The following is a 12,287-nucleotide window of genomic DNA, read 5'->3' on the forward strand; positions in this document are numbered from 1 at the left end:
ATTCACGTGAAACGCCGCAAGGGGTTGTCGAAAATTAGCGAGAACTCTTACAATTAGCAATCGATAAAATTCAAAACGGCTTCACCACGACCATGATGACGATCAGAATCATCAGCAGCGTCGGGGCCTCATTCATCAAGCGCCAGTAGCGTGCAGTGCGGCGGTTCTCATCCCGCTGGAAGGCCCGTACCGCCCGACTGAAGCGCACATGCACCACAGTCAGCATCACCACGAACAGGAGTTTGGCGTGAAGCCAGCCGCCCTGAAAACCAAAGACGCTCCAGGCGAGGTAAAGTCCAAGCACCCAGGAGATCATCATCGCCGGGTTCATGATGACCTTCAGCAGACGCTGCTCCATCATCTTGAACGTCTCGGACTGTTCGGAGCCTGGCGCTGCATCGGTGTGGTAGATGAACAGCCTGGGCATGTAGAGCAGCGCTGCCATCCACGACATCACGGCAATCACGTGCAGCGCCTTGATCCAGAGGTAGAGGCTCTCCGGCTGCCAGACGAAAAGCCCGACGAGCAGCGCGGCAAATCCACCAAGCGCAATCATCGCCCTCAGCCGCGCCCTGTTTCCGGGAGCACTATCCGTCTGGCGTTCGCTCATCAACGTTTCCCGCGAACCCGCGACACCAGCGCCGAGACGTTTTCCGGATCAGCCTGCGGCGTAATCCCGTGTCCAAGGTTGAAAATCAGCGGCCCATTTCCGAGCGCATCGAGAATACGATCGATACCCTGATCGAGCGCAACGCCACCGGAAACGACCCGCATCGGATCGAGATTGCCCTGCACCGGTCCGTCCTTCTGCAAATCGACAGCGAAGGACAAGGGAACGGTCCAATCGAGCCCGATGGCATCGGCACCCGTTTTCTGGCGATACTGCTTCAGGAGGAGCCCTGCGCCCTTGGCAAAAGCGATTATCTTCGCCTGCGGGCGTCGCGCTCTGACCGACGCAATCATTCGGGCAACGGGCTTGACTGCAAAACGCTCGAATTCCGCCTCACCGAGAACGCCGGCCCAGGAATCGAAAATCTGCACCGCGTCGGCGCCCGCATCAATCTGCTCGACCAGATAATCGGCGGACACGTCGGCGAGGAACGTCAAAAGCCATTCGAACGCTTCCGGGTTCCGATAGGCGAATAGCCGGGCGGGGGCCTGGTCCGGTGTTCCATGGCCAGCGATCATGTATGTCGCGACCGTCCAGGGGGCACCACAAAAACCGAGCAGCGTTGTTTCCCCGGGGAGTTCGGCACGCAACCGCGACACCGTTTCAAACACCGGTTTCAGGTGATTGGAGATACCGTCAGCCTTCAGAGCCTTGATGCCGTCGACATCAATCGGATCCATTCTTGGTCCATGGCCTTCCTCGAAGCGAACGTTGCGCTTCAGGGCATCTGGGATCACGAGAATATCGGAAAAGAGAATGGCTGCATCAAAAGCATAACGTCGGATCGGCTGCAGCGTCACTTCGACGGCCAGATCCGGCGTGTAACAGAGATCGAGGAAGCTTCCGGCAACGGCCCGCGTTGCCCGATATTCCGGAAGGTAGCGACCGGCCTGGCGCATGAGCCAGATGGGAGGGGGACTGATTGTCTTCCCGTCCAAAACCTCCAGAACTTTCCTTCGTGTCTCGGCCACGGATGGTCTCTCCCAATATATAAACAAAGGTATTTAGACTCTTTCTATTTCTTAGAGTCGGTGGGTATCAAGGATTAAAAGATGACCACACGTCATCCACGACGGCCCGATCGGATCAAGGCGGGCGGGAGCCAGCATCGCAGCTGCGGCCGCATTTCGTGGATAAGTGCAAAAAGCCGATGGGAATCAGGCGATTGCCGCGTTCGAAAAAGCGCGCATAGCTGTGGACAACGAATGGAAACACGTGACACTTTGTCATTGCCATGAGTCTTGTCCACAAGCTCCGCGAAGCTTTCTTCCGCGCTGGACCAATTGTGAATAAGTCAGAGGTTTTCCCGTCGCCCGAGCCGACGGCGCGTCATCGGCGGTTTTTATCCCGGTTTATCAACAGCACCCGGAGAATAACGTGGAGAACAAGAAAAACTACTTCCACCTGCATCTGATCTCCGATTCGACAGGGGAGACGCTGATCGCCGCAGGGCGCGCGGCAGCCGCACAATTCCAGGCGTCGCATGCGCTTGAACACGTCTATCCGCTCATCAGAAATCGCCGGCAGCTGCTGCAGGTTCTCGACGCCATCGATGGCGCGCCCGGCATCGTGCTCTATACAATCGTCGATCGCGAGCTGGCCGGCATCATCGACCAACGCTGCCGTGAGATGGGTGTGCCGTGCGTCTCCGTGCTCGATCCGATCATCGAACTGTTCCAGTCCTATCTCGGCTCGCCGTCGCGACGCCGTTCCGGCGCGCAGCACGTGATGGACGCCGATTACTTCGCGCGGATCGACGCGTTGAACTTCACCATGGACCATGACGACGGTCAGCTGCCGGCCGACTTTGATGACGCCGATGTGGTCTTGATCGGCATCAGCCGAACATCGAAGACGCCGACATCGATCTATCTGGCCAACCGCGGCATCAAGACGGCCAACATTCCGATCGTCCCAGGCGTGCCGCTTCCCGATCGACTGATGGCGGCCACCAAGCCGCTGGTCGTCGGCCTGATCGCGACCGCCGATCGCATTTCGCAGGTTCGCCAACACAGGGTGCTGGGCACCACGCAGGGCTTCCACGGCGATCAGTATACGGATCGGGCGGCGATCGCCGAGGAGTTGAAATATGCCCGCGCGCTTTGCGCGCGCAACAATTGGCCGCTCATCGACGTGACCCGACGCTCGATCGAGGAAACCGCCGCGGCAATTGTTGCCCTGCGTCCGCGGCTGCGATAGAGCGAATCCGAACAATTCGGGAACTTCGATGATGACACCTTCACTCGTCCTGGCTTCAGCAAGCCCGTTCCGTCGCGCGCTTCTGGAAAATGCCGGGCTGGTGTTTGCCGCACGCGCTGCCGAGATTGACGAGCGCGCGCTTGAAAAGCCGCTCGAGGAAGAAGGCGCTGCGCCTGAAGAGGTGGCGATGACGCTCGCCGAAGCCAAGGCGAGAGATGTCGCCGGGCATTTCCCCGGAGCATTGGTGATCGGCTCCGACCAGACCATGTCTCTGGGCCAAAGGGTCTACCACAAGCCGAAGGACATGGCGGAAGCCGGACAACATCTCCTGTCGCTTTCGGGCAAGACCCATCGCCTGAACAGTGCGGTCGTCCTCATCCGCGACGACGCGGTTCTCTGGCGCCACGTCTCGTCAGCACAGATGTCCGTGCGCGCGCTGACGCCGGAATTCGTCGATCGCCATCTGCAGCGTGTCGGCAGCAAGGCCTTGTCCAGCGTCGGCGCCTATCAATTGGAGGGCGAGGGCATCCAGTTGTTCGACAGGATCGACGGCGACTACTTCACCATCCTCGGTCTTCCGATGCTGCCGCTGCTCGCAAAACTCAGGGAATTGGGAACGATCGATGCGTGATTCACGTGAAACATTTGTTAACCACGCCTTCGTCACCGGCTACCCGATCAAGCATTCGAGGTCGCCGCTGATCCATGGTTATTGGCTGAAACAGCTCGGGATAGAGGGCAGCTATCGCGCACATGAAGTGAAGCCGGAAGATTTTTCCACCTTCATCGTGGAGTTGAAACAAGGCACGTCGGGCTTTTGCGGTGGCAACGTCACCATTCCGCACAAGGAGGTTGCCCATCGTCTGGCAGACCGCCCCGATGATCTCTGTCTGGAACTCGGCGCTGCCAACACGCTGTGGATCGAAGCCGGAGAAGTTCACGCGACCAATACCGATGGCCGCGGGTTCGTCGCCAATCTCGATGAGCGCGCTGATGGTTGGGACCAGTGTTCGACCGCGGTGGTGCTCGGCGCCGGCGGCGCCAGCCGCGCCGTCATCCAGGCCGTGCGCGACCGGGGCGTCAAGACGATCCATGTCGTCAACCGTACCGTGGCAAGGGCGAAAGAGCTGTCCGACCGTTTTGGATCGACCGTGCACGCCCATCCGATGGAGGCATTGGGCGAAGTGATGAGGGGTGCCGGCCTCTTCATCAACACGACATCGCTCGGCATGGACGGACAGGAAGCGCCGCAGATCGATTTCACCGTCCTGGCGAGCGGCGCGGTGGTCACCGATATCGTCTATGTGCCGTTGAAGACGCCTTTGCTTCGTCAGGCCGAGCAACAGGGCTTTGCCATCGTCGATGGGCTTGGCATGTTGCTGCACCAGGCAGTGCCCGGCTTCGAACGCTGGTTCGGCCGCCGGCCTGTCGTCGATGCCAACCTTCGGCAACTCGTCATCGATGACATGGGGTCGCACGCATGATGATCGTTGGCCTGACCGGATCGATCGCCATGGGCAAGTCGACGACGGCGCAGATGTTTCGCGAGTTCGGGGTGCCGGTCAACGACGCCGATGAAGTGGTGCATGCGCTTTATCGCGATGAGGCCGTCGCTCCTGTCGAGGCAGCTTTTCCGGGAACAGTGAAGGATGGGGCGATCGATAGGGCCGAGCTGTCGCGTCAGCTCCTGGCAACACCGGAAAGGCTGCGCGAGCTCGAAAGCATCGTGCACCCACTTGTTCGTCAGAAGGAACGCGAGTTCCTTGACAGGAATGCCGCCGATAACGTCCCCTTTGTCGTGCTCGATATTCCCCTGTTGTTTGAGACGGGGGCCGAGGCGCGTGTCGATCGGGTGGTCGTGGTCAGCTGCGCACCCGACCTTCAAAGAGAGCGGGCGATGAAACGTCCAGGGATGACCGAAGAGAAATTTGCCATGATCCTGGCGCGTCAGGTGCCGGACAGCCAGAAGCGCGAACGCGCCGATTACATCGTCGATACCAGCCACAGCTTCGACAATACACGCCAACAGGTGAGGGCAGTCGTCGACGATCTCACCAAAAATGGAGCGCTCGATGCGTGAGATCATCTTCGATACGGAAACGACCGGCCTCGACAACCGCGAGGACAGGGTGATCGAAATCGGCGGCGTCGAGCTGGAAAACCAGTTTCCGACCGGCCGCACGCTGCACATCTTCATCAATCCCGGCAATCGCAAGGTTCATCCGGATGCGCTTGCCATTCACGGCATCACCGACGAGTTCCTGAAGGACAAGCCGCCTTTTGCCGATGTCGCCCAAGAGATCATCGACTTCTTCGGCGATGCCCGGTGGGTGGCGCACAATGCGACCTTCGACATGGGCTTCATCAATGCCGAGTTCGGCCGCATCGGGCTTCCCGCCATTGCCGGGGAACGGGTGACGGATACGCTCGCTCTTGCCCGCCGCAAGCATCCGATGGGTCCGAACTCGCTCGATGCGCTCTGCCGGCGTTACGGCATCGACAATTCCCATCGCGCCAAGCACGGCGCGCTTCTCGACTCCGAGCTTCTTGCCGAAGTCTATATCGAGATGCTCGGCGGTCGTCAGGCGGCGCTTGGATTGGTGTCGAGCAACAAGGGTGCGGGGCAAACCGTCGAACACGATGATGGACCGATTGCGGTCGCGCAGCGACCACGGCCATTGCCAAACCGTTTGTCTGAGGCGGATGAGGCGGCGCATGCCGCGCTGGTCGCCAAGATGGGAGCGAAGGCGATCTGGGCCAAATACGATCCGCTGAAATGAAAAAGCCCGGTCAAACCGGGCTTTTTCCTAACTACGATCCAGACTGAGCGAAATCAGTTGGCGGTCTCGTTGGCGTTTGCCACCTGCGAGCGGACCTTTTCTTCGGCCATGCGCTGTGCGAACATCTGAGCGAAATCGATCGGATCGATCATCAGCGGCGGGAAGCCGCCGTTGCGGGTCGCGTCGGAAACGATCTGGCGCGCGAACGGGAACAGCAGACGCGGGCACTCGATGAAGAGCAGCGGCAGCATGTGTTCCTGCGGGAAGCCGGCAACACGGAAAACGCCGCCGTAGGAGAGCTCGACGTTGAACAGAACGCGCTCGCCATCCTTGGCTTCCGCGTTCAGCGAGAGCACGACGTCGAAATCGTTCTCGGCAAGCGGGTTGGCGTTGACGTTGACGTTGATGTTGATCGACGGTGCATTGTCGCGGGCCTGCAGCGAACGCGGTGCGCCCGGGTTCTCGAAAGAGAGATCCTTGACATACTGGGCGAGGATGTTGAGCGACGGGCTCTGCTGCGCGCTGCCGTTGCCGTTGGATGCGGTATCAGTCGTCATAAGGGTTTCCTCGACTTCAAATTCGGTGAGGCCATCTAGCATTTCGCCATAGGGCTTACAACCCTGCGCCACAGGCCTTTGCTATTGCCGCCGACGCTCTTCGGGCGGGTTTACGTCGTCATCTTCCGTTCGCGAGAACTCGCCTTCGCCAAGGTCGATGACGCGTGGTTGGTTGCGCTCCTGCGGCGCATGGCTCGGCCCGTGCCAGGACTGGCTCGAAGCGGCGGTCACGACAGTCATTCTTGACCGGAGATAGCTGGCGATCGCCTGCCGGACAGGTGGCACGAACAGAAGCAGCCCGAAGATATCGCTGATGAAGCCGGGCACCATGAGCAAAAGTGCTGCGACGAACATCAAGGCGCCGCCGAGGACCTCGCGTCCGGGATCGCTGCCGGTGCGCGTCGCTTCCTGAACGCGCCTGATCACGGCAAAACCCTGAACGCGAAGCAGAACGACCCCGGCGATCGCGCTCAAGAGGACGAGCAAAAGGGTCATGGCGAGGCCGATCTCGCGGCCGACGATGACGAAGCCGGCAATCTCGGCAAGCGGCAGTCCAAGAATGACCAGGGGAATTAACATTGAGCGCATTATCGGTGCCTGAAAGGGTCTTCGCATCGTCACCTCCGATCTAAGGGTGCGACAACGCGGTTTGAATGATCTATCCTTGCGGACTATATGGAATAGCTACGAGAAATTCTAACAGCGGTTTCAGGTGGAAATGGGCTCTTTCGACTTCATCACGTTTTTTTTCTTGATCGCCGCAGTGGTCATTTTCCTGCAGTTGCGCAGCGTGCTCGGTCGGCGGACCGGCAACGAACGACCACCGTTTGATCCCTATTCGCCGCGGGATATGAGCCAGGGGCCTGAAAAGGCCGACAATGGCAAAGTCGTCCAACTGCCGCGCCGCGACAATGTCGAGGATGATTCGGCGCGCTACGCTGCAATCGACGCCTTCGCCAAAGCGGGAACGCCGCTCAACGATCAGCTCCGTTCGCTGACCGACGCCGACAATGGCTTCGATCCGAAGGAGTTCGTCAACGGCGCGAAGATGGCCTATGAGATGATCGTCATGGCTTTTGCCGACGGCGACCGCAAGACGCTCAAGAACCTTCTGTCGCGCGAGGTCTATGAAGGCTTCGACGCTGCGATTGCCGAGCGCGAGCGCAAGGGCGAAGTGGTGAAGTCCACCTTCGTCGGCATCGAGAAGGCCGACATCGTCCACGCCGAAGTCAAGGACAGCGAAGAAAACATCACGATCCGGATCGTCAGCCAGCTGATCTCGGCGACCTACGACAAGCAAGGCGCCATCATCGATGGAGACGCGGAGTCGGTGGCCGAAGTCAACGATCTCTGGACCTTCTCGCGCGACATTCGCTCGCGTGATCCGAACTGGAAGCTGATCGCGACCGAATCCGAAAACTGATCGGCAAGGTGCGACCATGACGCTTCGACTTGAGCCTGTCACCTTCTCCGATCTACCGGGGTGGCAGGACGACGATCCGACCGCGGTGATTGAAGCGCTGCGCCGCTGTCATCACCATGTCTCGACGGCAAAGCCCTATCGCACGGGTTCGCTTGGCATCTCCGTCGATGACCTGATGCCGGCATTTTCGGCTGCAAGCATGAACGTCGCCGATGCGGCTGCGGCGCGCGCATTTTTCGAGCAGCAGTTCGTCGCCTTCAGTATCCGGCCGGAAACGGGCAAGACCGGTTTCGTGACCGCGTTCTACGAGCCCGAGATCGAGGTGCAGGCGACAGCGGACGACACATTTCGATATCCGATCTACCGCCGTCCAATTGATCTCGTCGATATCGATGATACCAACCGGCCCGTGGACATGGATCCCTATTTCGCCTTCGGCCGCCTGCATGACGGCGTGGTCGGCGAGTATCCCGATCGCCCTGCGATCGAGCAGGGCTTTCTGGCGGGGCGCGGCCTGGAGATCGCCTATGCCAGATCCAAGGTCGATGTGTTCTTCGTCCACGTCCAGGGTGCCGCGCGGCTCGTCTATCCCGACGGTTCGCGCCGGCGCATCACCTATGCCGCCAAGACCGGCCACTATTTTTCTCCGATCGGCAAGCTGCTGATCGATCGCGGCGAAATCGATGCCGCTACCGTTTCAATGATGAGCATCCGGGGTTGGCTGGCCGCCAATCCGGATCAGGTCGACGAGGTGCTTTGGCACAATCGCTCCTTCATCTTCTTCCGCGAGGCTGATGTGCATGACGAGCGGCTGGGGCCGGTCGCCGCCGCCAAGGTGTCGCTGGAACCGGGGCGGTCGCTTGCCGTCGATCGGCTGATCCATACCTTCGGTGTACCGTTCTTCATCTCCAGTGACAGCCTGACGCGTCTTGATGCCGGACAGCCGTTTAGACATCTGATGCTGGCGCTCGACACAGGATCGGCGATCGTCGGTCCGGCTCGCGGCGACATCTTCACCGGATCGGGCGACGTGGCAGGCGAGCTTGCGGGTGCCGTTCGCAATGACGCGGACTTTTACATCTTCATCCCCCGTGCGGCTGCGGCAAGATACGGCAATGGCTAGGGGCAAGAAGCTTTCAGCCGAAGAGCGGATTCTGTGGGGAAAGGTCGCGCGCACGACCAGGCCCATGCCCGGCCGCCTCGACGATCTCCGGGAGTTTCTCGGCGAGGACGTTCCAGCCGCGCCCAAGGATGATCCGCAAAAGACGCAAGCGGCGTCGCCGGCCGGTGGGGCCGGTGAACAGCAGGGAATCGCGCTCGCCAACACCTCGAACGGCCGGCATCACTATCCGCTTGAAAAACCCGTCAAGCGCAAGCTGTCGAAGGGGCATCTGGCTCTCGAAGCGCGGATCGATCTGCACGGCATGATCCAGAGCCAAGCCCATGGCTTCCTCCTGCATTTTCTTCTGAGAGCCCATGAGCGCGGGCTGCGCCATGTTCTCGTTATCACTGGCAAGGGAACGTCGATCGGCAGCGATGGCGCCTTGAAACGTGCCGTTCCGCTCTGGTTCTCGCTGCCGGAGTTCCGGCCATTGATCTCGAGTTACGAGCCGGCTGCGCGCAATCACGGCGGCGATGGCGCGCTTTATGTCCGCCTGGCACGCAAGGGGAGCCCGACGTGACCCCCTTCGGCGCGGCGGTGCGCGATCTGCGGCGCAAGAAGGGCGTATCGCAGAAGCAGATGGCCGCGGCGATCGGCGTGTCAGCCGCCTATCTCTCGGCGCTCGAGCATGGAAAACGCGGCGCTCCGAGCTTCGATTTCCTGCAGCGCGTGGCCGGTTACTTCAACGTCATCTGGGACGAGGCCGAGGAATTGTTCCAGATCGCCCATGTCTCCGCACCGAAAGTGGTGCTGGATACCTCGGGGCTGGCACCGGAACATACCGCCTTTGCCAACCGGTTGAGCGGGCAAATCCGCGATTTGTCCGTCGACACGATACGCGCCCTGGAAGATGTTTTGGAAAAAGCCACATTTCCTGCTAATGACAGGGGATGAACAGCTGTTTTCCGGCCGCTCCGCGCGGTCCGGGATTTGGAACCGTGGACAAATTTTCTATAGTCCGCGAGGCGTCCGAGACGTGATTCGCAACGAATCACCACGTCCGAAGAACCTGGAAAGACCCGAAGCCGAATGACCGATATTCCTGAAACCGATACCGGCGCCGCCGCCGAATATGGTGCCGACTCCATCAAGGTGTTGAAGGGCCTGGATGCCGTACGCAAGCGGCCGGGCATGTATATCGGCGACACCGACGACGGCTCCGGTCTGCATCACATGGTCTATGAGGTGGTCGACAACGCGATCGACGAGGCGCTGGCGGGCCACGCCGATATCGTCACGGTGACGCTCAATGCCGACGGCTCAGTGACGGTCACCGACAACGGCCGCGGCATCCCGACCGACATTCACAAGGAAGAGGGCGTCTCGGCGGCTGAGGTCATCATGACGCAGCTCCACGCCGGCGGTAAGTTCGACCAGAACTCCTACAAGGTTTCCGGCGGTCTGCACGGCGTCGGTGTTTCGGTGGTCAACGCGCTGTCGGTGATGCTGCGGCTGAAGATCCGTCGGGCGGGCAAGATCCACGAGATGAGCTTCACCCACGGCGTGGCTGATGCTCCGTTGAAGGTGATCGGCGACGCCGGCAGCGATACCGGCACCGAGGTGACGTTCCTGCCGAGCACGGAAACCTTTACCAAGACGGACTTCGACTACGGCACGCTCGAACACCGCCTGCGCGAACTCGCCTTCCTCAATTCCGGCGTGCGCATCGTCTTGACCGACAAGCGCCATTCGGACGTGCGTCAGGACGAGATGATGTATGACGGCGGCCTCGAAGCCTTCGTCGCCTATCTCGACCGCGCCAAGAAGCCGCTGGTGCAGAAGCCGGTTTCGATCCGCGGCGAAAAGGACGGGATCACCGTCGAAGTCGCGATGTGGTGGAACGACAGCTACCACGAGAACGTGCTCTGCTTCACCAACAACATTCCGCAGCGCGACGGCGGCACGCATATGGCTGGCTTCCGTGGCGCGCTGACCCGGCAGATCACGTCCTATGGCGAAACATCCGGCATCACCAAGAAGGAAAAGGTGACGCTGACCGGCGACGACTGCCGCGAAGGCCTGACCGCCGTTCTCTCGGTCAAGGTGCCGGATCCGAAGTTCTCGTCGCAGACCAAGGACAAGCTGGTTTCCTCGGAAGTCCGCCCGGTTGTCGAAAGCCTCGTCAACGAAGCCTTGAGCACCTGGCTGGAGGAACATCCTTCCGACGCCAAGATCCTTGTCGGCAAGGTCGTCGAAGCGGCGGCTGCGCGCGAGGCGGCCCGCAAGGCACGCGAACTGACGCGCCGCAAGGGCGCGCTCGACATTTCCTCGCTGCCGGGCAAGCTGGCCGACTGCTCCGAACGCGATCCGGCAAAGTCCGAAGTCTTCCTGGTGGAGGGCGATTCGGCGGGTGGTTCGGCCAAGCAGGGACGCTCGCGCGAAAACCAGGCGATCCTGCCGCTGCGCGGCAAGATCCTCAACGTCGAACGCGCGCGCTTCGACAAGATGCTCTCGAGCCAGGAAATCGGCACGCTGATCACCGCGCTCGGCACGTCGATCGGCAAGGACGAGTTCAACGCCGACAAGCTGCGCTATCACAAGATCATCATCATGACGGACGCTGACGTCGATGGCGCCCACATCCGCACCCTGCTGCTCACCTTCTTCTTCCGGCAGATGCCGGAGCTGATCGAACGCGGTCATCTCTATATCGCCCAGCCGCCGCTCTATAAGGTGACGCGTGGCAAGTCCGCCCAGTATCTGAAGAACGAGCAGGCGCTGGAAGATTACCTGATCTCCATGGGTCTCGAGGAAGCGACGCTGCAACTGGCATCGGGCGAGGTTCGCGCCGGTCAGGACCTGCGCGAAGTGATCAACGATGCGCTTCGCGTGCGCAATCTTATGGATGGCCTTCACTCGCGCTACAATCGCTCGATTGTCGAACAGGCGGCAATTGCCGGCGCCTTGAATGTCGAACTGAACGGCCAGCGCGAACAATACGCGCAGGTCGCGATCGAAGTGGCCCGCCGGCTCGACGTCATCGCCGAAGAGACCGAACGCGGCTGGAGCGGAGCAGTGACCGCCGAAGGTGGCCTCAAGCTCGAGCGCATGGTGCGTGGCGTCAAGGAAGTCGCCGTCCTCGACATGGCGCTGATCGGCTCGTCCGACGCCCGTCATATCGACCAGCTGACGTCGAAGCTCAAGGAAATCTACTCCGCGCCGCCAGTGCTTCGCCGTCGCGATGGCGCACAGGACATCAGCGGTCCGCGCGCGCTTCTGGATGCGATCTTCGCGGCAGGCCGCAAGGGTCTTTCGATGCAGCGCTACAAGGGACTGGGCGAAATGAATGCCGAGCAGCTTTGGGAAACGACGCTCGATCCGAACGTGCGCTCGCTATTGCAGGTGCGGGTGAACGATGCGACCGACGCCGATGGACTGTTCTCGCGCCTGATGGGCGACGAGGTTGAGCCGCGCCGCGACTTCATCCAGGAAAACGCACTGAACGTTGCCAACCTCGATATCTGATCGAAAGACTGTCGCAATCGCTTCGCAGATC

At 60.7% G+C, this 12,287-nt stretch carries 14 protein-coding genes; 10 read left to right on the plus strand and 4 right to left on the minus strand.

Annotated features, from left to right (window positions below; translation table 11 throughout):
- Positions 1–70: 70 nt before the first annotated feature.
- Together hemJ and hemE are read right to left on the minus strand one after the other, a co-directional pair.
- Positions 71–613, minus strand: coding sequence for a protoporphyrinogen oxidase HemJ (hemJ, locus tag AC07UR_RS15435; protein WP_209790340.1), 543 nt, complete (start codon positions 611–613; stop codon positions 71–73).
- Positions 610–1,641 (minus strand): uroporphyrinogen decarboxylase, encoded by a 1,032-nt coding sequence (gene hemE / locus AC07UR_RS15440; RefSeq protein WP_209790339.1) that lies wholly within the window; start codon positions 1,639–1,641, stop codon positions 610–612. The genes hemJ and hemE overlap by 4 nt, the downstream gene beginning before the upstream one ends.
- Before the next feature lie 406 nt (positions 1,642–2,047).
- Here hemE and AC07UR_RS15445 point away from each other — a divergent pair, with 406 nt between their 5' ends.
- The 5 genes from AC07UR_RS15445 to dnaQ are packed head-to-tail and all read left to right on the plus strand — an operon-like array spanning position 2,048 to position 5,649.
- Positions 2,048–2,869: a pyruvate, water dikinase regulatory protein gene (locus AC07UR_RS15445; RefSeq protein WP_077504721.1), complete on the plus strand. Its 822-nt coding sequence runs from the start codon at positions 2,048–2,050 to the stop codon at positions 2,867–2,869.
- Positions 2,870–2,900: 31 nt separating this feature from the next.
- Positions 2,901–3,500, plus strand: coding sequence for a Maf-like protein (locus tag AC07UR_RS15450; RefSeq protein WP_209790338.1), 600 nt, complete (start codon positions 2,901–2,903; stop codon positions 3,498–3,500).
- On the plus strand, positions 3,493–4,353 hold the full coding sequence (locus AC07UR_RS15455; RefSeq protein ID WP_209790337.1) for a shikimate dehydrogenase: 861 nt from the start codon (positions 3,493–3,495) through the stop codon (positions 4,351–4,353). The genes AC07UR_RS15450 and AC07UR_RS15455 overlap by 8 nt, the downstream gene beginning before the upstream one ends.
- Positions 4,350–4,949 carry a dephospho-CoA kinase gene (gene coaE, locus AC07UR_RS15460; protein WP_173418462.1) on the plus strand — a complete coding sequence of 200 codons (600 nt, stop codon included), beginning with the start codon at positions 4,350–4,352 and terminating at the stop codon, positions 4,947–4,949. The genes AC07UR_RS15455 and coaE overlap by 4 nt, the downstream gene beginning before the upstream one ends.
- A complete protein-coding gene (gene dnaQ, locus AC07UR_RS15465) occupies positions 4,942–5,649 on the plus strand; it encodes a DNA polymerase III subunit epsilon (protein WP_209790336.1) in 708 nt (235 codons plus the stop codon). The genes coaE and dnaQ overlap by 8 nt, the downstream gene beginning before the upstream one ends.
- 53 nt (positions 5,650–5,702) lie before the next feature.
- On the opposite strand, the gene secB is transcribed toward dnaQ, so the two are convergent.
- The gene (secB, locus tag AC07UR_RS15470; protein ID WP_173418464.1) at positions 5,703–6,206 is read right to left on the minus strand and encodes a protein-export chaperone SecB; all 504 of its coding nucleotides are present in this window, start codon (positions 6,204–6,206) and stop codon (positions 5,703–5,705) included.
- Positions 6,207–6,287: 81 nt separating this feature from the next.
- Positions 6,288–6,794, minus strand: a complete 507-nt coding sequence (locus AC07UR_RS15475; protein WP_173418465.1) for an FxsA family protein — start codon at positions 6,792–6,794, stop codon at positions 6,288–6,290.
- A 130-nt stretch (positions 6,795–6,924) separates the two neighbouring features.
- Here AC07UR_RS15475 and AC07UR_RS15480 point away from each other — a divergent pair, with 130 nt between their 5' ends.
- The 5 genes from AC07UR_RS15480 to gyrB all read left to right on the plus strand — a co-directional run bounded on the left by AC07UR_RS15480 (position 6,925) and on the right by gyrB (position 12,256).
- On the plus strand, positions 6,925–7,629 hold the full coding sequence (locus AC07UR_RS15480) for a Tim44/TimA family putative adaptor protein (RefSeq protein ID WP_173418466.1): 705 nt from the start codon (positions 6,925–6,927) through the stop codon (positions 7,627–7,629).
- Between the two features lie 16 nt (positions 7,630–7,645).
- Entirely contained in the window at positions 7,646–8,752 is a 1,107-nt protein-coding gene (gene mltA, locus AC07UR_RS15485; protein ID WP_209790335.1) for a murein transglycosylase A, read from the plus strand.
- Positions 8,745–9,311, plus strand: coding sequence for a Smr/MutS family protein (locus AC07UR_RS15490; protein WP_209790334.1), 567 nt, complete (start codon positions 8,745–8,747; stop codon positions 9,309–9,311). Before mltA ends, AC07UR_RS15490 begins: the two co-directional genes overlap by 8 nt.
- The gene (locus tag AC07UR_RS15495; RefSeq protein ID WP_173418469.1) at positions 9,308–9,685 is read left to right on the plus strand and encodes a helix-turn-helix domain-containing protein; all 378 of its coding nucleotides are present in this window, start codon (positions 9,308–9,310) and stop codon (positions 9,683–9,685) included. Before AC07UR_RS15490 ends, AC07UR_RS15495 begins: the two co-directional genes overlap by 4 nt.
- A 135-nt stretch (positions 9,686–9,820) precedes the next feature.
- Positions 9,821–12,256, plus strand: a complete 2,436-nt coding sequence (gene gyrB, locus AC07UR_RS15500; RefSeq protein WP_173418470.1) for a DNA topoisomerase (ATP-hydrolyzing) subunit B — start codon at positions 9,821–9,823, stop codon at positions 12,254–12,256.
- Positions 12,257–12,287 lie beyond the last annotated feature (31 nt).

The sequence above is a fragment of the Ensifer sp. GW821-FHT05G01 genome (genome assembly GCF_059419585.1).

What these genes read in the sequence shown, in the direction of transcription:
- AC07UR_RS15450 (WP_209790338.1), top strand. Translation starts at nt 2,901, where the DNA reads ATGACACCTTCACTCGTCCTGGCTTCAGCAAGCCCGTTCCGTCGCGCG.
- AC07UR_RS15455 (WP_209790337.1), top strand. Translation starts at nt 3,493, where the DNA reads ATGCGTGATTCACGTGAAACATTTGTTAACCACGCCTTCGTCACCGGC.
- coaE (WP_173418462.1), top strand. Translation starts at nt 4,350, where the DNA reads ATGATGATCGTTGGCCTGACCGGATCGATCGCCATGGGCAAGTCGACG.
- dnaQ (WP_209790336.1), top strand. Translation starts at nt 4,942, where the DNA reads ATGCGTGAGATCATCTTCGATACGGAAACGACCGGCCTCGACAACCGC.
- secB (WP_173418464.1), bottom strand. Translation starts at nt 6,206, where the DNA reads ATGACGACTGATACCGCATCCAACGGCAACGGCAGCGCGCAGCAGAGC.
- AC07UR_RS15475 (WP_173418465.1), bottom strand. Translation starts at nt 6,794, where the DNA reads ATGCGCTCAATGTTAATTCCCCTGGTCATTCTTGGACTGCCGCTTGCC.
- AC07UR_RS15480 (WP_173418466.1), top strand. Translation starts at nt 6,925, where the DNA reads ATGGGCTCTTTCGACTTCATCACGTTTTTTTTCTTGATCGCCGCAGTG.
- mltA (WP_209790335.1), top strand. Translation starts at nt 7,646, where the DNA reads ATGACGCTTCGACTTGAGCCTGTCACCTTCTCCGATCTACCGGGGTGG.
- AC07UR_RS15490 (WP_209790334.1), top strand. Translation starts at nt 8,745, where the DNA reads ATGGCTAGGGGCAAGAAGCTTTCAGCCGAAGAGCGGATTCTGTGGGGA.
- gyrB (WP_173418470.1), top strand. Translation starts at nt 9,821, where the DNA reads ATGACCGATATTCCTGAAACCGATACCGGCGCCGCCGCCGAATATGGT.